The organism is Photobacterium jeanii, assembly GCF_001650345.1.
Lineage (GTDB): Bacteria > Pseudomonadota > Gammaproteobacteria > Enterobacterales > Vibrionaceae > Photobacterium > Photobacterium jeanii.
The window spans coordinates 413,131-436,277 of sequence record NZ_LVHF01000033.1; the positions used below are offsets into that span (position 1 = coordinate 413,131).

The window sequence follows — 23,147 nt, forward strand, 5'->3', positions numbered from 1 at the left end:
GTTACTCTTCATCATCTATATCAAATATGATTTCGCCTTGTAATACCGTCATCAGTACCTGTGCATTAGGGATGTTCTCTGGTTTTAGGTTTGTAATGTCTTTATCTAGCACCACAAGATCAGCTGATTTTCCTACTTCAATCGTGCCGATTTCATCAGCAAGCCCTAAGCTCTTGGCTGGATTTATGGTGTAGGCAGCAATGGCGGTGTCGATATCAGGAAGCCCTGATTTATCCATCAATAAGCTATTTGCAATCCCGACTAACGGGTTGATGTCGTGCACGTTCCAGTCGCTGCTTAAACTGATATTGGCGCCAGCTTGGTAGAGGCGGTTGACTTGCATCAGTGAGCGAGCTCGTACTTTTCCAAGGAAAGCTTCTGCCCATGAATGGTCGTGCTCGGCAACGTAATCCGAGCCCACTTGAAAATCAGCCGTTACATCCAATGCCTTAAAACGGGGAATGTCTTTGCTGTTGACTAGTTCTACGTGGGTTAAGGTGTAGTCGCGTTGGGATTTCATCTTACGGGCGTGTTCGACCGCATTGAGCGACTCGCGAATCGCGCCATCGCCAATCGCGTGAATATGAGCGCCGTAGCCGATCTTATCGAGCTCCGTTAGCCAGTTTTCCATCTGTCCTTCAGGAATGTAATTCAAACCGTACGGGCTATCTTCGATATAAGTAGCAAGGTATGGTGCGAGGGTTTTCGCGGTGCCGTTTACAAAAATACCATCGCTGTACATTTTCACTTGGTCGATCACCAAACGTGCCGTCTTCTCTTTCGATTGAATATCTTTCAAGAAAGCTAATTGTGGCTTCATAGGCTCAGTAGGGTAAATCCACGGGCGTAGTGAAACGCGTGCGGTTAAATCACCGTTTTGCTCTGCCTCTTGCCATACATCGAGCCAGCCGCGCTTCCAGTACAAGCGTCCATCGCCGACAGTGGTAATACCGTGGCTACGCGCTTCATCCAAGCCGTTCATCAACCCTTCGTAGCTTTGATTGAACTTGTCTTTGACGCCATTCCACGCCATTTCCATCACCAGATCGCCTGCATTATCGAGCAAGATACCGTTTAGCTCGCCCGTTTCCTCATCACGAAGAATTCGCCCACCTTGTGGCTGCGGGGTATCAAGCGTGATACCTGCTTTTTTTAGCGCCATAGAGTTTACCCACATAGAGTGAGAAGTTTGCTCCATTAACACCACGGGTTGATCAGGAAAGATACTATCAAGCACGGCGAGTGGTGTGCGGTTATTGTCTTCGTTGAGGATGTTCTCCAACGTAAAGCCGTATCCCATGATCCAACTTTTGTCTTTTGCTTGCTTGCGGCAGTATTCCAAAAATGGAATTTGCTCTTCTAAGCTGGCATCCATCCCTAGTTCGCAGTTGCCACCGACATCGGAAGCAGCCTCAAAAATATGATTGTGGTTATCAACAAAACCAGGCATGACAAAAGCACCTTCCAGATCAATGGTCTCAGTGTGCTCGCCTTGGTATTGCATTGCAGCTTGGGTGTCGCCAATAAACACAAAGCGACCTTGATGCACCACGATAGCTTGCGACGATGGCGCTTGGTATAGGTTGGCATTGGTAAAAATAATATCGGCTTGCGGTGAAGCGGCATTGGCATGAAAAGCCAGTCCTGATGACAGTAAGCCACCCGTAAGTAGGGCGTGTTTAATTGAGGTTTTCAGTGACTTCGGCATAAGTGGTCGCTCTGTTTTTGGTTATTGTTGAATCTGTTGGCTAAGTAGCCTCTTGTTAGATGCCATCATAATGCGCAGTAAATATAGTGAAAGTTAGTCACTATCACCATTTTGAGATAGTGAAACTGTCAAATTGTTAACACTTAATATTAGGGTATTTTTAGCTCTCCATGGTTCTTCAACTTAACTATGCGTCAGGTTTAGTTCTTATTTAATTATTACTTTTGTTAGTTTCAATGCGAACCGAATATTCGTTTAAGCTCTCATTTGAGTTAATTGTATTCTTATATTGAATGTAAATGTGTGCTTGTTCATCTTGAATTCACTTTCTATACAGTATTCTATTCTGAAGTGGCGTTATAAGTAGAGATATACGCCTTGTTTGTGATGAATAAGGATATTGAGGTGGGTTGTGATGAAAAAGTATTTATGCCTTGGATTATTATTTGTGTGTAGTCAGGTTGTTTATGCCAAGGACTACGCAATGGGGTATCTCGCGCCTATCCGCAGCGTTACCGTGAGTAGTGAAGTGACGGGCATTGTTGATGAATACTCGTCAGAAATTGGTGATGCAATTGCTCAAGGAGAGGTATTGGTAAAATTATCAATTGTTGATAACTTATTGAATGTAAAGCTAGCTAAAGCAGAATTGGGGGTTAGTCAAAATGAGTTAATCACGCAAGAGAAGCAGCTACAACGCTTTGCATCCTTGTATAAAACTAAAGGGATTTCAGCCAGTGATTATGATGAGCAAAATCGAGTGACGACCTTGAGTCGGGCACAGGTCGAAGTCGATAAAATCAAATTGGCAATGGCACAGCGAGAAAAAGATAAATCGGAAATTAAAGCGCCTTTTTCTGGCACCATTTTAAAAAGAAATGTCGAACTGGGTCAGTTTATTCCATCTGGAGAGGCGTTATATACCTTAGTCGATTTACATAAAGTGAAGGTGCAATTTCATTTATTAGAGTCGGATATTTTAGCAACGAAAGTTGGTGATAAAGTGAGTGTCATTATTCCTGCCCTTAATAATAAAGTGATGGCGGGTAAGGTTGATATTCTTGCTCCTGCTTTTGAAGCGGGTGAGCCGGGCTTTTTAGTGGAGGTCGTGGTTGATAACCCTGAACAAATCTTAAAAGCAGGGATGCAAGCCAAAGTGGAATGGGCTGAACAAGGAGTGTAATTCGTTATGCAATATTTACTGACCTTGCTAAGCCAACGACGTTTGGCTGCAAAGATATTAACCTTAATTGTCATTGTGTTAGGGCTGTTGGCCCTGAAGCATTTGCCCCTAGCAGAGAAGCCGCGTTTTGATATGGGCGAAGGGGTAATACGTACTGTCTATCCGGGGGCTTCGGCATCGGATGTAGAGAGTAATGTCACCAGTAAGTTAGAAAAAGAGTTGTTGTCGGTATCGGGGATCAAAGAATTTCACTCGGTATCTGAAGCTGGTGTCTCTGAAATCGAATTTCGCTTAAACGGTGGGTTGGCAGATCCTGATGCCGTCTATCAAGATGTGCGCGATGCCATTAACCGTGTTTCGGATCTACCAACAGGTGTTACCGATGCGCCTCAGCTGGTGGTTGAGAAGTCCTATAGCTTGGATTTTATGGTGGTTGGGATCAGCTCAGATCTGCCATACGAACAACTGCGTAATCGCGCAAAGAGTGTTGAGTTGGCGTTACGTCGGGTTGAAGGGATAGGACAGGTTTACCCGATTGATCTTCGCGAGCCGGAGTTTTTAATTGCCCTCGAACCAGCGCAATTGAAACGCTACGGTTTGACCATAGATGAGATAGCGCAGTTTATTGCAGAGCGTAATGTGCTGATCAGTGGCGGACGACTAGAGCTATTGCAAGATAACCCTGAGTTAATCACCTTAGCTGAGCTTAATAGCCTTGATAAGTTGGGTGAGATGTTTATTAGCTTCCAGCCGAACATTCGGTTACGCGATGTCGCGGGTGACATTACAGACACCTTTGAAAAAGCTGAAGCTTATGGCTCAATGAACGGTAAGCGCAGTATTTTGTTTGATTTGCGTACCGATCAGCAGGCCGATGTGTTGCAAACATCAAGTGATGTTAAAGCCGTTTTAGCCGATCTTGGCCGCCAGTTTGGCGACGATTACCAATTGGGTGTTGGTTTTGATCTTGCCAATGAAATTCAAGCCAAAGCCGATATCGTCCGTAACAATGGTTTAGTCGGCTTAGGTTTGGTGCTGATTGTACTGGCCTTGTTCCTCGAAAAGCGGATTGCGTTTTGGGTCGCGGTATCTATTCCTGTTTGTTTGCTCGGTACGATGGCGTTGCTGCCATCATTGGGGCAAATTCTGGATGCTTTCACCTTATCAGCCTTGATTTTGATTATCGGGATCATTGTTGATGATGCGGTGGTGGTCAGCGATAAGATCATGGCATTGGTCGAGGAAGGTCAATCGGTACCAGATGCGGTGAAAAATGGTATCAAAGCGGTGTTCCCCGCTATCAGTGCCAGCATCCTGAGTACCATGATTGCCTTTATTCCCTTGATGTTCTTACCAGGCGATGCTGGGCAGGTGATGTATGTGATCCCTCTGACCGTCATTGTTGCGCTGTGTTTCTCGTTCGTCGATGCGATGTTCTTTATACCTGCTCATATGCAGGGGGTATTGAGTAAAACGAAAAATACGCGTGGTGTGGTATCAAGCCGCGATCGCTTTAAACCTATTTATCAAATTGTGCAATGGGCGCAAACCAAGCGTAAGTGGGTGCTCTCAGGCGCTGCGGCATTGTGCATTGGCTTGGGTGTTTACTCATATAACCAGCTGAGTTACCTGTTCTTTCCAACTGATGGCGCGTATTTGATTGAGGTGTCAGCGGAAACCGATCCAGAGCTGTCGCTCGATCAGGTATGGCAACGTACTCAGCAGCTTGAAGCGTTGATTGAAAATACACCTGAAGTTGCCTCGTGGTACGGTGAAGTTGGGACGCCAAACAGTTATTGGATCATCTCTTTAACGCCCGTTAATTCTCGTGAACGTAATGCTGAAGATTTGGTTGAAGAATGGGAAGCGGCTGGCGAGGAAATACCGGGTCTGGCACAGGTTGAGTTTGATATTGATGCGGGTGGTCCACCTGCGGGACGACCTGTTGATATCAAAGTGGTTGGCGGGACCGATGAAGGACGCAATGCGATGGCTGATGATTTGGCTGCCTTCTTAGAAACCGTGCCGGGTACTAAGCGTGTTAATCGTGACTTGCACGATCGCCAGCCTCGGGTTGAAGCTATTTTGCAGTACCAGTGGCTTAATTTTTACGGTATTTCAGCTCAGCAAGTGGGTAATATCATTAAGTATGCGGTTGAAGGTGAGCGTATTTCGCGGATCTTCAACGGTGAAGAAGAGGTTTTCTTCCGCGTTAGTTTGGAAAATGACGATAAAACCTTATTTGAGCTAGATAACCTGATGGTACGCGCTGCCGACGGTAGTTTGGTGCCAATGTCGAAATTGATCCGCTGGCAGGAAACCACCACAGCGTCGCAAATTACTCACTTTAATGGTGAGCGAGTGATCCGAGTCTCTTCCGGTGTCGATCCAAGTGTGACCGATCCGCTTAAAGTTTTTGACCAAGTAACGGCAGCTTTTGCGGGTAAGGATTACCAAGGTGCACGATTGGTGGCTGCAGGACAAATCCTAGAAACACAGCAAGCGGAACAAGGCTTTAGCGTTGCTTTGGTGCTAGCCATCGCTGGGATCAGTATCTTGCTGCTATTGTTGTTTGATAGCTGGATTGAAGGTTTGTTGGTGTTACTGGTTGTGCCGTTTGGTGTGAGTGGGGCGCTGTTTATCCTTTACATCCACGGGCAGGTGCTGAGCTTCTTCTCGGTGATCGGCATGATTGCGTTGATAGGGGTAATGGTGAACAACAGCTTGGTGCTGATTTGGCACTTCCGCTCGACCATGGATAAGTTAAACCCTAACAATATCACTGCCTTTATTGTCGAAGGGACCAAGAGTCGGGTGCGGCCTATCATCTTAACCACAATCACCACTGTGGTGGGCTTGGTGCCGTTGGCATATGGCTTAGGTGGTTACGATAACTACATGTCACCGATGGCGTTAGTGGTTGGTTGGGGCTGTGTGATTTCGATGTTGGTAACCTTGTTGGTGATCCCATCACTCTATGGTTACATTTTGCAGTGGAAAGTTCGTCGTCAGCAACAAGCTACGATGGATTTGCCACCTGCGAGTGTGAACTCATAAGTTGTTTAAACAATAAATAGCCTGATGCCGCGTTAGCTTAATGATAACGCGGCGTTTTTCGTTATGAGTTGTCGCTGTTGGCTCAAAATTGCTCGCTGTCATCTAAGTGACTTAATTGATTCATTTTTTTGTCAACTCCTCCCATTACATTGCCCTTATTTCCGAGAGGGCAAGGTATGCTTCCTCCATTAAAAGCCTTAGTCGCCTTTGAAGCGGTGGCGCGATTAGGATCTATCGGCGCGGCTGCTCGTGAATTGCATGTCACGCAAGCGGCAGTTAGTCAGCAATTGAAAAGCTTAGAACTCTTTCTAGGGGCGACGCTGTGTTACCGCAGCCAACGCGGGGTGTCGCTGACCCATGAAGCTCAACAATACCTCCCCGTGGTGACAGGTACCCTGCATCATTTAAAAGCCCAGACCCAATTTCTGTTCGGTGAACAGCAAGCCGATGTGTTGCGGGTGAAGGTGAATCATTCGATTGGTCACACTTGGCTGCTGCCTAAACTGGGCGATTTTGCGCAGAAACATCCCTTTATTCGGTTAGATATCAGTTTGGTGGATTGGCCTTCTCAGCAGCCATGCCAAGAGGCGGATGTTGAAATCACCAATGGTTTTACAGAAAGCCCTAATACGCGCGCGGAGCGTTTGTTCCAAGAATCTTGGCTATTGGTCTGTAGCCCTGAGTTTAAAAGCCAGTACGCTCAGCCTTTAGCGCAAGCCGATTTAGCTGAACTGCCCGCAATTCAAGTGAAAGGATACGAAGAGAGCTGGATTCAGTGGCTCAATCATAATCACTGTACTTTGCATCCTCCTTCGGTACAGCTTGAAATTACCAATTCATTACATGGTTTGCAGGCTGCCAAGCACGGATTAGGCGTGCTCTTGGTGCGCTCTTTAGTGGCGCAAGAGTGGTTAGAGCGCGGTGATGTGGTCACCGCAGTCGAGGGCGCGATGCCATCGGAATCAGCTCATTACTTGATCACCAAAAAGCAGCGGGCAGCCAAAGTGAATTTCTTTTGCGATTGGCTGCACCAACAGTTTAGTGAGCCGACAGTGTCACGGGATGAAGCGTTTAAAACTGGATTGTCAGTGAATACGCCTACCTCAGAAGGAGGGATTAAGGAAAATGCACCTTCTGTGACGTAACCCAATAGTTTTTCTTATGACGGTGTTTGCAAAAACTGTTGTGGATGCAAATAAGCCTGTCATACAGCGAACTTATGCTATCCCCATCTTGATAAACAAGTGATAACGACTATGAAGTTTAACCGCCAAAAGCTGCAAGATAACAGCAAAGTTTTGTTATTTATTGCACCTTTAATGATCCCGCTTATTACTTTCTGGCTAGTGCCGTTCGGTTGGAGTGTGTATATCAGTTTTACTGACTGGGATTACATTTCGCCTGACTATTACTACGTGGGATTGGAAAATTACCAGTACATGCTGGAAGACAGCGATTTCATTCAGGCAATGCAAAATACTTTTTTGTTCGCCCTTGGTGTGGTGATCCCAACCGTGGTGATTGGCTTGATGTTCGCGCTGCTCTTACACAAGAACTTTAAGGGCAGTCAGTTTTATCGTGCAGTGATTTTCTCACCTTGGATCACACCAACGGTGGCGATTTCTATCGTGTGGTCGTGGGTGTTTGAGTCGAAAGCCGGTTTGGTCAATTTGTTATTAGACAAGGTTGGTATCGGCCCGGTTGCATGGCTCGAAAGTGGTGATACCGCCATGTTTGCTGTGATTGTCGTGACAGTATGGCAAGCGGTGGGTTGGACGATGTTGTTCTACATTAGTGCTTTGAACAAGATCCCGACCTCGCTGTATGAAGCTTCATTAATTGATGGCTGTAGTCCGTGGACGCGCTTTTACAAAATCACGTTACCTCTGATTTCACCAACCACCTTTTTCTTGGTGATCGTCAATATGATCACCGCGATTCAAGCCTTTGATCAGTTCCAAATTCTAACCCAAGGCGGTCCAAGTGGTAGCACCCGAACCTTGCTATACCTCTTCTACCAGCAAGCTTTCGAGCAATACGACATGGGACCGGCGGCTGCAACTTCATTGATTATCCTGCTGATCACCGGCGCTCTCACCATAGTGAATACCGTCATGGGTAAACGCTGGGTCTACTACTAAGCATAAGGACATAACCATGAGCACTATGGATACGCTGGAGCTACCAGCCAATAAATCACGCCCAATAGTAACAAGTCACTTTGCGAATGCCATTTGTGGTGAACAACAGGGTGTTGCAAGTCAGAGCGAGACAAGTCGAAAAACGGCAAGCGGAACAGAGAAAGCGCACCAAGGCGTAACAGCGAAATCGGCTTTATCGCTGAAAAATAGCTTAAAACACGGCTTCTTGCTGGTATCAGGTTTGATGATGGTTTTTCCATTTATTTGGATGCTATCGGGCTCGCTGAAATCGAATGATGAGATTTTTGCTAATCCGCTGATGATCATTCCCAGCACTTTTAACTGGCAGAGCTTTGTCGATGCTTTTCAAAGTGCGCCGTTTGGCTTGTACATCTTCAACAGTTTTACGGTCGCGCTGTGCACCACTTTGTTTGTGATTTTGAACTCAGCCATGTTCGCTTACGCCATTACGCAGCTCAAGTTTAAATCGAAAACTGTGCTCTATTTTGTGGTGATGGGCTGCTACATGCTGCCGGGGGCGGTGACTTACATTCCCTCGTACATCACCTTGGCAAGAATGGGGCTACTGGACTCACACGCTGGCTTGATTGTGTCGAATGCAGCCAGCGTGTTTGGGGTGTTTTACCTGCGTCAGGTGTTTTTGAAAATTCACCCTTCTTTGATTGAAGCGGCGCGAATTGACGGTGCGGGCGAGCTAAAAATTCTGTGGGCGATAGTGTTACCACAGTGCAAAGCCGCATTAGCAACACTGTTCCTCATTACATTTATTACCAATTACAACAGTTACATGTGGCCAAGCTTGGTGATCACTTCACAAGAGCTAAATTTGATTGCCACGGGTATTCGTCAGTTCTTTATCGCAGAAGGGAACTACGGGCTTAATTGGTCACAAATTATGGCGGCAAGCACCATTGCAGTAATGCCTTTACTGGTGCTGTTCGTGTTATGTCAAAAGACGATTCTAACGGGAATCACCAACGATAGCGGTGTTAAAGAGTAAATGGATATGAAACTAAAAACCTTAGCGATAGCTTGTGCTTCATTGGCATTCACTAATCATGCCTTGGCAAAAACGGAAGTGGACTTTTGGTATTCGGGCGGGGTGAAACCTCAGCAAATGATGGCCAAGTTAATCGAAGAGTTTAATAGCAGTCAGGATGAATACGTTATCAAAGGTGCCTTGCAAGGTAACTATGCAGAAACATACCAGAAGCTACAGGCGGGTATGGCTTCAAAAACCGCCCCTGAGTTTGTCCTGCTAAAAGCCGAGCAAGCGTCCGCGATGTCAAAGCGCAATCTTGTGCGAGATATGGCGACTTACATCGACGATAGCTTCAACTTTAACGATTTTCTAGCTGCTTTTCGTCAACAAGTCACCAAAACCAATGGTGAGGTTTACGGTTTACCAGCTTATGGCACAACCCAAGTGTTTTACTACAACAAGCAGGTGTTAGCGAAGCACGGCTTCAGTGAAGCAGATCTGAGAACATGGCAAGGCGTGGCAAAGGTTTCTGCCGCTGTGCGCAAAACGGATAGTAAAGGTAACGTGACCTTCTATGGTTGGGAGCCGATGTGGGGCAAAGACAACATGATCGATGCCGCTTTCTCAAACGGCGCTAAAGTGCTGAGTGATGACGGCAAGACCGTGATGATCGACTCCAAAGAGTGGGTTGAAGTGTGGGATGCTTTCCGTCAGTGGATCCACGATGACAAAGTGATGCGCATTCACCACGGTGGTCAAGGTTGGGAGTATTGGTACAAAACCATTGATGATGTGATGAAAAATCGCGCTTTAGGCTACACAGGTTCATCGGGTGACCAAGGTGATTTGGACTTCACTCGTCTTGCCGCAACCACCCAACCCGGGTGGGGGAATAACCCATCAAAGCCACAAGCCGCGGCACAAATTTTTGTGATGCCAAAAGGTACGGATGACAAGGCAGCGCAAGGGGCGTTTGAGTTCATGCGTTTTTACACCAATGCGAAAAATACAGCGCGTTGGTCAATGTTCACTGGTTACATCCCAGTTCGTCAAAGCGTTGAAGAGGTAGAAGAGTATCAAGCGTTTACCAAAGAAAACCCACACGCGTTGATCCCTCTAAAACAGGCTGGCTTTGCTCAGATGAATTTCTTTGACCCAACGAACGGCAAAATTCTCGATGCGCTAGCGATTGCAGCAGATCAGGTGCAAATCGAGAATATTCCAGCCGAAAAAGCACTGAAACAAGCGGCGAAACGCGCTCAACGAGCGCTAGATCGCGCTAATCGTTCTTAATGTAACGTTATCGTGAAATGCTGCTCAGGCTAAGTACTTAAGCTAGATAATTAGCTCTGAGCAGCCCTTTGGTTAAATGAGAATGCCGATGTTGAAATTTAATGGTGAGCTGACTTTTGGTCATCAGATGATTGTCTTTGAAGTACCAGCGAACACCACTGAGTTGGTTATTACGGGCACGACAGTCAAAAAAGGCTTTATGTATGCTTATTTGTACGCGCCTCAGCAGCAATTACGCGCCAGTGTGTTGTGGCAAAAGGCCGAGAAGCGCTTGGTGATTACTTCAACGCAAGCGTCTTTAGGGGGAATTGCTGGAGGTTGTATTTCGCAAGGGCTGCCAGCAGGTGAGTGGCAACTGCACCTGTATAACCTCGAAGGCGAAATGCGCACCCCGAAAGCGATGCAGTATCAGTGTGAAGTGTTATTCAACTCTAACGAGAGTGCTGGTGGTGTTTTTGGTGCTGAAGATAGTCATTCTGTCGATGCGCTGTTACCAAATAATAGTTTTCCCACTACCACCTCGCTGAGCGCAACGAACGAGATTGTGTTTGATTATAGCCAAGTAAAGAAACCTGACTCGGCTTGGTATTGTGGTGATCTGCATGCTCATACTTGTTTGTCGGATGGACATAATAGTTTGCTCGCGGCAGCAAAAATTATAGAGCAGCAACACCTCGACTTTTTCTTCTTAACCGAGCACAACATCTGTCATCCCCAGTTGCCTCTGCTTGCCAACACCTTGGTGTTGCCGGGGGTTGAAGTCACGACCGACCAAGGTCACTTCAATGTGCATGGGCCGCACCGAGGTTTGGCAATGCAAAATGCTGACTACAGTAGCGAAGCATTGATCAAGCAAGGACTGTCTCTGATTGCGCCTGATGAAACAAGTGCTTTCGTCGGTGCAGCATCTCAAGGTTCGATTAGCATCAATCATCCGATGATGAAACCTTGGCACTGGTATTACAACGCCATGCCGTTGGCGCAAGTAAACACGATGGAAGTGTGTTGCGATCCTACTTGGTCGACGTCACCGCAAGCGACCGAAGGTGCACTACAGGTGCTCAGTGCGTTATGGAACGCAGGACATCGTATTGCAGGCGTCGGTGGCAGTGATTCTCACCTCGAACCCCACGAGCGTAATCCTCAAGCGGAAGAACCGTCGTTATATGGCGATCCTGCGACCTATGTTTATGCCAATGGGTTGAGCGGCGAAGGTATTCTGGCTGGGCTTCGTGCTGGGCATGTGTATTTTGAGCGTAAATGCGGTTTACGGTTTGCCATTAATCGCGGGCAACTGCTGCCGGGGCAAGATGCGGGTGATCAAGCGGTGGATTACTGCTTGTCTGTAGACGATGAGTTTCATGATTATCAAGCCGAGCTCGTGGCTGACGGCAAGGTGATTGCGCGTTATTCAATAAGCAAAGATACAACATCATTTCGTGTTGATATGAGCCAATACGCGTGGTTACGAATTGATATTCGCCGAACTGACGGTGAGTTTGAAGGGCTAATCAACCCTATTTACAACAGCAATTATGCTCAATTTACCACACCCACTTTGTCGACTTGGGGCGAAGTGATGGAGAGTTTGGAACGCAATGGAAATTAAAGGTTTATTGTTTGATAAAGACGGCACTTTGCTGGAGTTTCATCAAATGTGGCTCAAGGTATCGCAAGGTGTGGTGAGTGCACTTAGTCATGAATACCGCAACGAAATGGCGCACCAACAAATTACCGAGCAGCATTTACTTGAAGCGATTGGTATTTACGGTGATTACGTCGATAACCACGGCTTATTGGCTTCGAATCCGGTTGAAGATACCGCGCAAGCTTGGTTTGAGATGTTAGCGTTACAAACAGAATTAAAGGCGTTCTCGATTGAAATAAAAGCTTTATTCAATCAGCAAGTTGAAGACAACCCTCTGCTGATCCAAGCGCTGCCTGGGGTTAAAGATAAGCTCATTAAACTGAAACAAATGGGCTATAAGCTAGGTATCGCCACAGCAGATACTAAAGCGGCAACCTTGTTTAGCTTGGCACAAGCAGAGCTCCTTGAGCTGTTTGATTACCTAGGGTATTCCGATGGCGATATTACGCCTAAGCCAGACCCTGCCTTGCTCAATGGCTTTTGTCAGCAATGCGAGTTAAGCCCTGAACAAGTAGTGATGTTTGGCGATACGGTGTCAGATATGGAATTTGGCACCAACGCAGGAGCACACAAAGTGGGCGTGCTGACGGGTACTGCGACCCTTGATGAATTGCAACCTTACACCGATGTGATTTTGTCGTCGGTGGCAGATTTTGAACCTGAATTACTAGCGAGATAACCTCATGGCAGAAGTTGTACTGCGACAAGTTGAAAAAACCTACCCTAACGGATTTAAAGCCGTAAAAGGGGTCGATCTCACTATCAAAGAAGGTGAGTTTATGGTGTTTGTGGGTCCTTCGGGTTGCGCTAAATCGACCACGTTGCGCATGATTGCGGGCTTGGAAGAGATCACGGGGGGCGATATTTATATTGGTGAGCAGCGCGTGAACGACTTGCCGCCAAAAGATCGCGGCATTTCGATGGTATTCCAAAACTATGCGTTGTACCCGCACATGTCAGTGTACGAGAACATGGCATTCGGCCTACGCCAGCAAAAGCTCGATGAGCACCGTATCGACCGTCGTATTCGCGATGCTGCCGAAACCTTAGAAATTAGTCACTTGTTAGAGTCAAAGCCGGGTGAAATGTCGGGCGGGCAGCGTCAACGTGTGGCGCTTGGTCGTGCGATGGTGCGCAAGCCGGATGTGTTTTTGTTCGATGAGCCGTTATCTAATCTCGATGCCAAACTGCGCGTATCAACACGAGTCAGTATTGCGCAGCTTCACAATGAGCTAAAAGACGAAGGGCAAAACGCAACCATGATTTACGTGACTCATGATCAGGTAGAAGCGATGACGCTGGGAGATCGTATTTGCGTGCTGAACCAAGGGCAGATCATGCAAGTAGATACGCCAATGAACTTGTATCAACGCCCTGCCAATAAGTTTGTGGCTGGCTTTATTGGCTCACCTGCGATGAACCTAATTAAGGCGACGATTACCTTTGAAGAAGGTCACTACTACGTCCATCTTGGTAATGGCTCGCGCTTTATCTTGCCTCAAGATAAGGCGCGTCAGGTTACGGATAAAGTCGGGCAACAAGTGTGGTTTGGTCTTCGCCCTGAGCACATCAGCACAGTGGAAGTAACAGACCAACACAATATGCAAGACATCGAGATGTCGGCCATTAACGTGGTTGAATCTATGGGTAACGAAGTTTACTTGTACTTTAATATTGGAGACGATCAGCTGATCGCTCGCGTGCCTTATAACCCAGCGCAACATATCGATCATGGTGATCTTATGCCACTGCATTTTGATATGTCTCACTGCCATTTATTCGATATGGAAACCGAAGACGCTTTGCTGACAAGCTAGCTCTTTTTGCTTAATTCAGAAAAGTGACAGCCATAATAAACAAAGCCGCTGATATCAGCGGCTTTGTGCGATTTAGCGCCTCTGGCAGACAGTGGTTTAGTACAAAGCAATAATGTCGAAGAACGTCTTTTTGTCGCAGATGGTCAGTTCCACTTCATCATCAACAGCGCGATTCAGTAATTCTTTTCCTAGTGGTGAACTTGGCGTGACGACAGTGACCTCAATGATTGCGTTGGCGTTCTCTTCAGATGGCATCTGCAGTTTTAAACCACCCGCGCTAGGGCCGAAGAAAACCCATTTCGCCTTATCGTCCTCATCGGCAAGTTCAACTAAGCTACCTAAAATAACTTGTTGCTGAGTCATAGGGTTTGCGAAATCTAACGCTTTGAAAGCTTGTAGATCGGCAATACATTCAGCGACGCGTTGTGATTGTCCGTGAGCTAAGTAGGCAGCCTCTAACGATAGGGTATCGTATTCATTTTCAGGGGCGTTTTCTTCGTTGGTTGCCGTTTCATGCGCACGCTGAGCAGCATCCACTGCTGTTTGATGAGTGAGGGTCAACTGTTCAATAATTTGTTCGATAAGCGCTTGCTTGTTCATTGTTATCCCAATAAAGAATGATGAGGTGCTTATTTGGGTTGGTATTAAGCCCTGAAAAATTGAAGCGGATAGTATATATCAATAACCGTGATTTTAGGCTTTTTTAGCGGGTCGGGACGTCGCACGAATATTACTGGCTTTCATCGTGTTCGTTGATTGTGAATGATCACTGTGGTTGTGGTTTGAAGAAGCTGGGTTAATTTGTCCGTCTTTGAGTTGTTGCAGCACTTGCTGCTTAGCGCCATCCGCAATCACTTGCCCTTGCTCTAGCACGATCAAGCGGTCAACGACCTCTAACATGCTGGTTTTATGGGTGATTAGAATTAAGGTTTCTTGATCGCTTAAATTGGCGAGTTGATGTTTGATCCCCGCTTCTGAGCGATTATCCATACTGCTGGTGGGCTCATCCATTAGTAGTACTGGCGGATTACCGAGTAGGGCACGAGCAATAGCGATGGCTTGGCGTTGCCCACCAGACAGCGCACTGCCTCCTTCGCCGACTTGTTTCTCTAGTCCGGCATTATCATGCTGGCTAAATTGGGTAACACCTGCGCGTTGTGCGGCTTGAAGGATGTCGCTATCACTGGCTAGTGGGCGACCCAAGGTGATGTTGTCGCGTATCGAACCGTAAAACAGCAAATTATCTTGCGGCACGCAGCCGATATTGCGCCTAACGTCGATATGGTGGAGTTGATTGATATTGGTTTCATCAATTCGTACCGCACCTTCTTGCGCTTGGTATAAGCCCATGATGAGTCGCTCAATCGTAGTTTTCCCCGAGCCAATGCGACCGATTATTGCCACCTTTTCTCCCGGCTCAATGGTGAAACTCACTTTGTTGAGTGCGCTCTTATCGCTGTCTGGATAGGCAAAACTCACGTTATCGAAGTCTATTTTGCCGTTGAGGACAGGGCGATGAATGTAGCGCTTTTGACTATCTTGCTCGGAAGGCATTGCCATTAATTGCTCCAGAATACTGAACGCAGATTTGGCTTGGTTATATCGGGTAGAAAGCAGAGACAATTGCACCAAAGGCCCAACGGCGCGGCTGCTGAGCATAGTAGCGGCGATCAAGCCACCCATAGTGAGCTGACCATCTGCAATTAAATACACCCCAAACACTATCATGGCAACGGAGGCAAATTGCTGTAAAAAGCCAGCGCTGTTTTGTACCGAATCCGTTAAGCGTCGTGATTTGATCCCCCAATTGGCTAAATGAGCCACGGCTTCTTCCCAACGGTATTGGAACTGATGCTGAGCGCCAAAGAGTTTGACGGTTTCTAAGCCGTGAAGGCTTTCAATTAAGTTGGCGTGCTTTTGCGCGGCAAGTCGCGAACCTTCTTCAATACTGGTTCTTAAAGGACGCTGTATAAGCCAGCTATAAATTGCCAGCACCAACATTGCACCTAACGGCACATACACTAAAGGACCAGCTACAAGTGCGATCACAGCTAAGAATAACAAGGCAAAGGGAAGGTCGATTAGTGCCGCAACCGTAGCCGAGGTGAAAAATTCACGAATGGATTCAAATTCTTGGAGGTGACGAGCAAAGGCACCTACCGAGGGCGGTTTGGCTTCCATTCGCACGCCGAGCACTTTATTGAAGATTTTGGCTGACAATAAGATGTCAGACTTTTTCCCTGCAACATCAATGAAAAAGCTGCGCATCAACTTCAGGATCAAATCAAAAATAAAGATGATCGCCATCCCGCTAGCAAGTACCCACAGTGATTCAAAGGCAAAGTTAGGCACAATTTTGTCATACACCAAGCGGGTAAATAGCGGCGTGGCAATGGCAAATAGATTGATCAGGATTGAGGCGATAAATACATCGCGATAGATAGAACGTGATTGCCATAACGTACCCCAAAACCAATGCCCTTGCTGAGTTTTGAGTACTTCTGGCGAGCGCTCATCGTAACGAAATTGCTTTTTAATGAGGAACAGTTGACCGCCGTAATTAGCTAATAAAGTAGCAAGTGGCACTGTCTGAGCTTCGTTTTGTAAGTGAGGTTGGACGATTTCGGCTTGCTGCTGCTCGTTATCAATACTGAGTAAGACACAGGCATCTTTGTGTTTGAGCACCAAGATTGCAGGCAGTAGCAAAGCGGAAAGGGTATCGAGTGGCTGCTGTTCAACTTGAGCATGAAGCCCTGCTTGCTCTGCCGCACGAGGTAGTAACAACGGACTTAACCAACCATCATTTAAGGGAAGACCTTCGATGATGGCTTCAGGCGAGTTGGCTTGCCCATAGTAGCGGCATAAGTAGGTGAGGCAGTGCAGCAGCGGATCTTTCATTCATCCTCCTGCGGCAATTGAGGATGAAGTCCGTAGCCTTGAAAGCCTTTGATCATTAAGGCGGTGAGTTTGTCTTTTTGTTCAGTCGTCTCGACCCGAGAGGCAATCGTGATGATCCCCAAGGTATGCGCATTTCGAGTGATAGAGGCCAGTACATCGGCTTTGAGTTGATCATCAACATGCTGGGTATAGGCAAAGTCTAATTTGACATAAGCGGGCTTAAAGCGATGTAAATAACTGACCGAACTAAAGTTGTGTCCATAGTTATCGATCCCAAAATCAAACCCGTTGCGGTGAATGATGTCGCAAAGTAATTCGATATTATCAAGCTGATTTAAAAAGCTGATTTCGGGAAGTTCAAACAGTAATTGTCCACTTAGGTGAGGTTTTGACTTGAGCAAGGTACCTAACCAGCGCATAAACCCAGTGTCGTTAATACTGCTTTGAGTAATGTTGATCGCAATTGGTCCTTGGTTTGGTCCGTGAATGCGACCTTCTTCAAGCATTGCCACGATTTGTGCCGTGACATGGCGGTCAAACTCAGGTCCTGCTTGAAGCTGTTCTATCGCCCCTAAAAATTGGCTGGCAGAGTAAGTTTTCTGACCATCGTAAATAGCACTAAAGGCTTCTTGGTGCAGCACCTTGCCTTTGATATCGGTGGCGGCTTGGAGATTAATCGTGATTTGGTTGTGGCTGATGGCATGGTCGACCAGACGTTTCCATTGCTGCTTTCCTAGGCGCAGTGTGTGGTCACTGCTGTCGATCAAAAACAGGTGCTCAGAGGCTTGCTGTCTTGCCTGATTCACCGCGTTATCTGCCTGTGCCAACAAGCTGCTGGTGGTGTCGTCCTCACTGCGTACCACCAAACCAATTGCGGCATTGAGTGGGCTAATATCAAGTGGATCGCTTTGCAGTGCTGCGCATTTATTTAAAATCGCCCGTCCTAACTGAGTTAATTCTGTATTGCTGTTGTGAGGCAGCAACAGCATAAATTCCGCATGATTTAATCGTGCAATGGTGATTTCATCTGAGGCTAATTCCTGCAGGCTTTTGGCGAGTTTTACGGTCAGGTCGTCGCCTGCCTCGTAGCCTAGTCTTTCATAGCAATCGGCAAGAAAATCAGCGCGTAAAAGAGCTACTCCCCCTTCAATACCGTGCTCAACTAGGGTATCGAGTTTGGTGATCAAATACGGACGATTCGCCAGTCCAGAAACGGGGTCTTGATAAGCTCGAATCCGCAGTTTATCGGCTTCTTGGGCTTGATGATTGATATGCGCTTTCAGTTGTTGGCTCATATGGTTAAACGCCATGACCACATCTTTGAGCTCGCGTATTTCAGGTACCACTAATGGTTGGCGAAACTCATTGTTTGACATCGCTTTTGCGCTAGTTTGAATCGCGGTGAGCGGGGTTAAAACGCGGCGCAGAAAGATCGACACCATTACAGTGCCGAGCAAGCAGGTGGCGATGAAGCCCCAGAAGAGCTGGACACTGGCTTGCCATAATTTGAGGTAAGCAAAAGAGGTGTTGGTGGTGACCGAAAGCTCGGCGACTTGCAGCCAGCCATTGGTTAACACGCGGCTTTGGCTTAATGGCTTGATGGTGATCAGTTGCGTGAAGAAATCGGGTACACCTTCGATATCGAGTTGGTATTCGCGCTCGATATTTTGTTTGGGATCGAAGACTTCCAAGGTTACTGATGAGTAGAATCCACCGTCAAAGGTCGCATTGATTAACGATTCTGCGGCGATCATATCTTGTTGATCAAGATAAGGGCTTAACGCCATACCCACTGAGTTGATGGTGTTATCCAGCTCGTTTTGTTGTTGCAACCGCAGGAAATCACGAGTCGTGTTGAATTGAATCAAAAAGACGCCGAAGATCAGTATGATAAGTAGTATCAGCATCCCGCTGAACAGTTGTCGATATAAAGTCATGATCTTACTCATCCAAGTTGATGATAGGGCGGCGGAAGTCTTGCTGCTCGGTGCGTTGGCGTACTTCGTTCCATGCGCTAAGGCGAGAAGCATTACCTGCAAGTTGTCCTTGCCCTTTTTGTTTCATGAGCCACAGCTTGCTACCGTTGAAGCTGTAAATTGGGATCAAATCCGGTCGCTTGGTCGCAGGTTTGATCTCACCATCTATGTTGTCTAGCAGTAACGGTACTGCTTCCGGTCGCGGATAGTAGGCGACCACCATGTGAAACTGATTCAAGCTCATCGATTTCACATAGACTAACCGCAGCTTGCTATCATCGACCCCAAGCGCTAGTAGTGAATAATATTTGGCGATGCTGAAATCTTCACAGTCACCACCGCCTGCGCCGATGAATTCTTGCGGTATCGCCCAGTAATCTTGTATTCCCCACAGCACAATATCGTCGATAAACTCAAGTTGGTTGAAAAATTGGTTAACGGATTTCAGCTTGTCATTTTCTTGCTGTTGTTGGTTGAGTTGTCCAGATATAGAGCCTGAGTTATGTGCCGACTTGTGGCTGAGTTGTTGTAATAACAGCCGCCATGCCTTGGCACGTTTGCCTGCTCGTTCACCGTAAAATTGGCGAATAGTGTGTATATGCTGTTGGTCGGTTTGTGTTAACTGGTGTTGATGACTGGTTACTTTTTCTGGCGCATTTTGCTCTGTGGCATACGCACTCGCCACTATCCACCTTATGGGTATTAAGCCGACCGCTATTAATAACGAATAGCATAAAAGGTTGAAAAAACTAGGCATTGCAGTGCATGGTCGACATGTTTAATTCTGTCGCACAGTGAATATGGTCCATTCTTCGACCACTTTGTTGGTTGAGGTTTTCACTTGCGCAACGACGCGACGGCTCAAGGTATTAGTGAGTTCTGTGCTGTCGGCTGATATCGGTTCGTTATCACCAAAACCAACGGTTTTAATTCGACTTTCAGGCACCCCTGCTGAGAGTAATTGGTTTTTCACTGCCAAAGCTCGGCGTTGTGATAGGGCTATGTTGTATTTATGGCTGCCTACGGGGCTAGCATAACCTTTGAGCTCAAGATAAGTTGAGGGATGTGTTTTTAGAAACTGGCTCATCTCATTGATTTGCGCCTGATACTCGGGCGGTATTTGGCTGGAGTCATTGGCGAACAAAACGTGAATTTTGCCTTCTTCTTGGTTATCAACATACGTTGGGCAGCCGTCGTTATCGACAATGGCTGAGTGCGGTGTCCCTGCGCATTTGTCGCGAGCATTGATCACGCCATCGTCATCATCATCACGTAAGTCGCGAGATTGGTCGGCGATCGGTGGGTTATCGTCAACGCTGGTGGCACAGCCTGTTAAGGCGATGACCCAGACGAATAGTAGTGAGGTGAATAACGAGTGTATGTTCATCCTGAACCTCCGATCTATTTCACCGATGTGAGCCATTGGTCTGGAACATCGACCCTAAGTTCTGATAACAAAAGTCCAGTGGCATTGAGTAAGCGGTACTTGGCTAAAATGCCGTTATAGTGCGCTTCAAGGTAAGCTTTACGCGCTTCGAATAATTCATTCTCGGTATTTAACACATCGAGTAAGGTACGCTTGCTGATCTTAAATTGTTTCTCGTAGGCGATAACGGTTCGCGCTGAAGCATCAACGTGACGTTGCAAAAATTCGGTTTGGTCGTTGGCTAATTCCATCGCGCTCCAAGCCAAACGTGTCCCTTCTTCTAACTGGCGCATCGCACGGTCACGAATGTCTTTCGATTGATTGACTTGATAAGCGGCACGTCGACTGTTGGCTTGATCGCTACCGCCGTTGTAGAGGTTATAGCGCATTCTGAGCATGGCTTTGAATTCATCGTTGCTACCCGGAACACCGTCTAATTCCTCTCCCCATTGTTGCGACGCTTCAACATAGAAAGTCGGGTAGAAAGTCCCTTTGGCTTGATCGTATTGGGAGTACGCTGCATCGATATCGTTTTTAGCAACGTGAACGATAGGGTTGTTTTCTTTGGCTTTCTTCATTGCGTCGTCAAGCGAGGTGGCAATGAAATTGATATCGACCTCAGGCTTTTCTAATGCGGTTGGGTATTGCCCGACGATGCGAACAAACTCGGTAACTTGATCGTTAAGGTTACTTTGTGCCGAGAGTAAGTTGGTATTAGAGCGGGCTAAGCGTCCTTCGACCTGCGCCAAATCAGCGGTAGAGCCGATACCCGAATCTGCCCGTTTTTTGATGTCACCATAAATACGTTGATGAACAGTAAAGTTGGTTTCTGATAAAGCTAAGACTTCCTGAGCCTCTAATACATCAAGGTAGGCTTGGGTTGCCCGTAAGGCTTTGTCTTGTGCGTCGGCTAAGAGTTGAAAGCGTTGGGCTTCGGTTTCAGACTTGTTGCGGGTGATATCATTGTAAGTGATGGCACCATCCCAAATCAGTTGCTGCACACTCAGGCGGACTTCACGAGGGTTGAAACTGCCTTTGCTACCACGTTCGTTGTTGTAATCTTCGTAGCCAACGCCTGCATCTAGGTTGAGATCGGGGAGGTAATCACCTTTGGCGGAGCGGATTTGTTCGTTACGAATCATAAACTCATGATAGGCATTACGAATATCAGGGTTGCTTGCCAAGGTTTGCGCGATGGCTTGTTCTAACGATTGCCCCATAACCGCAGGAGTGGCTAACAGTGCGCAGCTTAGCAAGGATAACCTGAGGGTTGATAACGTGGAGGCAGTAGCATTTCTTTTCATTATTTACTCTCTTAGCGCATTTTGCTGTGCTGAAATGATCGGCTTAAGGAGATAATCCAGCACGGTTCGCTTCCCTGTAATAATGTCGGTGGACGCAGTCATTCCCGGAATAATAGGGAGCTTTTCGCCACTTGAGCTTAAGAGGTAATTTTGTGCGGTACGGATCCGAACTTGGTAAAAACTGTCGCCTTTATCGTTGGTGATCGTATCGGCACTGATGGTCTCTAGCTCCCCTTCTAAACCACCGTAGATAGTAAAATCATAGGCGCTGAACTTGATCATTGCGCGAAGATTTGGTCTTAGAAACGCGATATCTTTGGGTGCGATTTGCGCTTCAATCAAGAGGTTGTCTTCGGTGGGAACGATAGTGATGACGTCCATTCCCGGCTGGATCACCCCGCCGACTGTGTTGGTATGCAGAGTCTGGACTATGCCTGTTACTGGCGAGACTATGATGGTGCGGTTAACGCGGTCTTGTAATCCAATTTGCGATGCCGATAGGCTGGCAAGCTGATCGCTAATGTCGTTAAGTTCGCTTTGCAAGTTGGAGCGAAAAAGCTGGGCGGTGTCGATCCGTTTTAGGATCGCTTCTTGGATTGCAGCTTTAATGATGGGCAATTGCAACTCAGCGGATTTGAGTTCACGTCGCGTATCGTTGAGTTGGCGTTGTAATTTGAGTAGTTCAATTTTCGGTACCACGCCTTCATCGGCGAGTGGCTTCGTAATTGCCAACTCTTTGCTGGCGATGCCGTAACTACTACGCAAGCTGTTAACGCGGGATTGGGTTTCAGTGCGCTCACGAGTTTTCTGACTGATCTGTTGTTCAATAACGGCAAGTTGGCTTTCTAGCTGAGAAATTTGATCGCTAAATTCATTTTGTTGACGACGCACTAACTCTGGATGCGCTTGTTTGAGCGCCTCAGGGAAGTTGAGTGTTTGTGGTTGGATTGCGATTGATTGTCGCCAATTACTCTGCGCACGTTGACGATTGATATTGATGCTAGCGAGTAGGGCATTAAGACGAATACTGTCGGCTTGCAAGCCATTGAGAGATTGGCTTTGTTCGTTAAAGTCTGATTGAAATTGGGTGTCGTCGATGATCAACAATTGCTGACCTTGCTCGACCTGATCACCTTCCTTCACCAGTAGCGTTTCAACAATCCCACCTTCCAAGTTCTGTACCACTTGTAGCTGAGAGGAAGCGATGACTTTGCCATTGCCCACGGTGACTTGATCGAGTTTGGCTTGGGAGGCCCATACCAGCGCAATAATGAAAAACAGCACAATCACCCACAGCATACGGCGGGCACTGGATGGGGTGTTTAACAGCAAAGCGGCACTTTTGTCATCGACAAAATCGAGCTGCTGATCACTGATCGGTTTCGCGTTTTTCACCATTTGTTGTCATATCTTCCTGAAAAACAGCAAGGTTCAAAGGCTGGTTATTTATATAAGTATTAATCTAGGAATGAACTTTTTGAAAATGAAGGCGCAGAAAAATACGTAATTTGTATTTTCTTTGCTTTTTATTGGTATGGGGTGGAGCGGCTGATCCTTAAGTCTTTTTTAGGAAAAGAAAGCGAGATTTGGTGGGAACTAAGCTTAAATAAATGATATAGAAACAAAATAGATACGGTTGGAAATCATGCATAGCTATGTGAATGCTTAGAATTACTATCTATTGATGCAGAGT

The 23,147-nt window shown here is 46.8% G+C and carries 17 protein-coding genes; 9 read left to right on the top strand and 8 right to left on the bottom strand.

Going from position 1 to position 23,147, the window contains the following annotated elements; all coding sequences use genetic code 11:
- Nucleotide 1: 1 nt before the first annotated feature.
- Nucleotides 2-1,708 (bottom strand): amidohydrolase, encoded by a 1,707-nt coding sequence (locus A3K86_RS19315; protein WP_084406686.1) that lies wholly within the window; start codon nucleotides 1,706-1,708, stop codon nucleotides 2-4.
- 415 nt (nucleotides 1,709-2,123) lie between these two features.
- Here A3K86_RS19315 and A3K86_RS19320 point away from each other — a divergent pair, with 415 nt between their 5' ends.
- The 9 genes from A3K86_RS19320 to A3K86_RS19360 all read left to right on the top strand — a co-directional run bounded on the left by A3K86_RS19320 (nucleotide 2,124) and on the right by A3K86_RS19360 (nucleotide 13,850).
- The gene (locus A3K86_RS19320) at nucleotides 2,124-2,891 is read left to right on the top strand and encodes an efflux RND transporter periplasmic adaptor subunit (RefSeq protein WP_068335250.1); all 768 of its coding nucleotides are present in this window, start codon (nucleotides 2,124-2,126) and stop codon (nucleotides 2,889-2,891) included.
- A 6-nt stretch (nucleotides 2,892-2,897) separates the two neighbouring features.
- Nucleotides 2,898-5,948, top strand: a complete 3,051-nt coding sequence (locus A3K86_RS19325) for an efflux RND transporter permease subunit (protein ID WP_068335252.1) — start codon at nucleotides 2,898-2,900, stop codon at nucleotides 5,946-5,948.
- Between the two features lie 176 nt (nucleotides 5,949-6,124).
- Nucleotides 6,125-7,093, top strand: coding sequence for a LysR substrate-binding domain-containing protein (locus A3K86_RS19330; RefSeq protein ID WP_084406687.1), 969 nt, complete (start codon nucleotides 6,125-6,127; stop codon nucleotides 7,091-7,093).
- A gap of 111 nt (nucleotides 7,094-7,204) precedes the next feature.
- Nucleotides 7,205-8,089, top strand: a complete 885-nt coding sequence (locus A3K86_RS19335) for a carbohydrate ABC transporter permease (protein WP_068335255.1) — start codon at nucleotides 7,205-7,207, stop codon at nucleotides 8,087-8,089.
- Between the two features lie 16 nt (nucleotides 8,090-8,105).
- Nucleotides 8,106-9,110 (top strand): carbohydrate ABC transporter permease, encoded by a 1,005-nt coding sequence (locus A3K86_RS19340; RefSeq protein ID WP_232322031.1) that lies wholly within the window; start codon nucleotides 8,106-8,108, stop codon nucleotides 9,108-9,110.
- Nucleotides 9,111-9,116: 6 nt separating this feature from the next.
- Nucleotides 9,117-10,385 (top strand): extracellular solute-binding protein, encoded by a 1,269-nt coding sequence (locus A3K86_RS19345; RefSeq protein ID WP_068337054.1) that lies wholly within the window; start codon nucleotides 9,117-9,119, stop codon nucleotides 10,383-10,385.
- Nucleotides 10,386-10,473: 88 nt separating this feature from the next.
- The gene (locus A3K86_RS19350; RefSeq protein ID WP_068335258.1) at nucleotides 10,474-11,994 is read left to right on the top strand and encodes a CehA/McbA family metallohydrolase; all 1,521 of its coding nucleotides are present in this window, start codon (nucleotides 10,474-10,476) and stop codon (nucleotides 11,992-11,994) included.
- Nucleotides 11,984-12,712, top strand: coding sequence for an HAD family hydrolase (locus A3K86_RS19355; RefSeq protein ID WP_068335260.1), 729 nt, complete (start codon nucleotides 11,984-11,986; stop codon nucleotides 12,710-12,712). Before A3K86_RS19350 ends, A3K86_RS19355 begins: the two co-directional genes overlap by 11 nt.
- Before the next feature lie 4 nt (nucleotides 12,713-12,716).
- Nucleotides 12,717-13,850 carry an ABC transporter ATP-binding protein gene (locus A3K86_RS19360; RefSeq protein ID WP_068335263.1) on the top strand — a complete coding sequence of 378 codons (1,134 nt, stop codon included), beginning with the start codon at nucleotides 12,717-12,719 and terminating at the stop codon, nucleotides 13,848-13,850.
- A gap of 96 nt (nucleotides 13,851-13,946) precedes the next feature.
- Here A3K86_RS19360 and A3K86_RS19365 read toward each other — a convergent pair whose 3' ends face one another.
- From A3K86_RS19365 to A3K86_RS19395, 7 genes are all read right to left on the bottom strand, one after another.
- Nucleotides 13,947-14,450 (bottom strand): hypothetical protein, encoded by a 504-nt coding sequence (locus A3K86_RS19365; protein ID WP_068335266.1) that lies wholly within the window; start codon nucleotides 14,448-14,450, stop codon nucleotides 13,947-13,949.
- Between the two features lie 93 nt (nucleotides 14,451-14,543).
- Nucleotides 14,544-16,748: a type I secretion system permease/ATPase gene (locus A3K86_RS19370; protein WP_084406688.1), complete on the bottom strand. Its 2,205-nt coding sequence runs from the start codon at nucleotides 16,746-16,748 to the stop codon at nucleotides 14,544-14,546.
- The gene (locus A3K86_RS19375; RefSeq protein ID WP_068335268.1) at nucleotides 16,745-18,685 is read right to left on the bottom strand and encodes a bifunctional diguanylate cyclase/phosphodiesterase; all 1,941 of its coding nucleotides are present in this window, start codon (nucleotides 18,683-18,685) and stop codon (nucleotides 16,745-16,747) included. The genes A3K86_RS19370 and A3K86_RS19375 overlap by 4 nt, the downstream gene beginning before the upstream one ends.
- 4 nt (nucleotides 18,686-18,689) lie before the next feature.
- Nucleotides 18,690-19,322: a transglutaminase-like cysteine peptidase gene (locus tag A3K86_RS19380; protein WP_068337057.1), complete on the bottom strand. Its 633-nt coding sequence runs from the start codon at nucleotides 19,320-19,322 to the stop codon at nucleotides 18,690-18,692.
- 180 nt (nucleotides 19,323-19,502) lie between these two features.
- Nucleotides 19,503-20,111 (bottom strand): OmpA family protein, encoded by a 609-nt coding sequence (locus A3K86_RS19385; protein WP_068335270.1) that lies wholly within the window; start codon nucleotides 20,109-20,111, stop codon nucleotides 19,503-19,505.
- A gap of 14 nt (nucleotides 20,112-20,125) precedes the next feature.
- Nucleotides 20,126-21,454, bottom strand: a complete 1,329-nt coding sequence (locus A3K86_RS19390; RefSeq protein WP_068335273.1) for a TolC family outer membrane protein — start codon at nucleotides 21,452-21,454, stop codon at nucleotides 20,126-20,128.
- Nucleotides 21,455-21,457: 3 nt separating this feature from the next.
- Nucleotides 21,458-22,852 (bottom strand): HlyD family type I secretion periplasmic adaptor subunit, encoded by a 1,395-nt coding sequence (locus A3K86_RS19395; RefSeq protein ID WP_068335275.1) that lies wholly within the window; start codon nucleotides 22,850-22,852, stop codon nucleotides 21,458-21,460.
- Nucleotides 22,853-23,147 lie beyond the last annotated feature (295 nt).

Bases quoted from the DNA above. Each gene is read 5' to 3' on its own strand.
- A3K86_RS19390 (WP_068335273.1), bottom strand. From the start codon at position 21,454: ATGAAAAGAAATGCTACTGCCTCCACGTTATCAACCCTCAGGTTATCC.
- A3K86_RS19350 (WP_068335258.1), top strand. From the start codon at position 10,474: ATGTTGAAATTTAATGGTGAGCTGACTTTTGGTCATCAGATGATTGTC.
- A3K86_RS19340 (WP_232322031.1), top strand. From the start codon at position 8,106: ATGAGCACTATGGATACGCTGGAGCTACCAGCCAATAAATCACGCCCA.
- A3K86_RS19375 (WP_068335268.1), bottom strand. From the start codon at position 18,685: ATGACTTTATATCGACAACTGTTCAGCGGGATGCTGATACTACTTATC.
- A3K86_RS19370 (WP_084406688.1), bottom strand. From the start codon at position 16,748: ATGAAAGATCCGCTGCTGCACTGCCTCACCTACTTATGCCGCTACTAT.
- A3K86_RS19355 (WP_068335260.1), top strand. From the start codon at position 11,984: ATGGAAATTAAAGGTTTATTGTTTGATAAAGACGGCACTTTGCTGGAG.
- A3K86_RS19320 (WP_068335250.1), top strand. From the start codon at position 2,124: ATGAAAAAGTATTTATGCCTTGGATTATTATTTGTGTGTAGTCAGGTT.
- A3K86_RS19360 (WP_068335263.1), top strand. From the start codon at position 12,717: ATGGCAGAAGTTGTACTGCGACAAGTTGAAAAAACCTACCCTAACGGA.
- A3K86_RS19325 (WP_068335252.1), top strand. From the start codon at position 2,898: ATGCAATATTTACTGACCTTGCTAAGCCAACGACGTTTGGCTGCAAAG.
- A3K86_RS19330 (WP_084406687.1), top strand. From the start codon at position 6,125: ATGCTTCCTCCATTAAAAGCCTTAGTCGCCTTTGAAGCGGTGGCGCGA.
- A3K86_RS19315 (WP_084406686.1), bottom strand. From the start codon at position 1,708: ATGCCGAAGTCACTGAAAACCTCAATTAAACACGCCCTACTTACGGGT.
- A3K86_RS19395 (WP_068335275.1), bottom strand. From the start codon at position 22,852: ATGGTGAAAAACGCGAAACCGATCAGTGATCAGCAGCTCGATTTTGTC.
- A3K86_RS19345 (WP_068337054.1), top strand. From the start codon at position 9,117: ATGAAACTAAAAACCTTAGCGATAGCTTGTGCTTCATTGGCATTCACT.
- A3K86_RS19335 (WP_068335255.1), top strand. From the start codon at position 7,205: ATGAAGTTTAACCGCCAAAAGCTGCAAGATAACAGCAAAGTTTTGTTA.
- A3K86_RS19365 (WP_068335266.1), bottom strand. From the start codon at position 14,450: ATGAACAAGCAAGCGCTTATCGAACAAATTATTGAACAGTTGACCCTC.
- A3K86_RS19385 (WP_068335270.1), bottom strand. From the start codon at position 20,111: ATGAACATACACTCGTTATTCACCTCACTACTATTCGTCTGGGTCATC.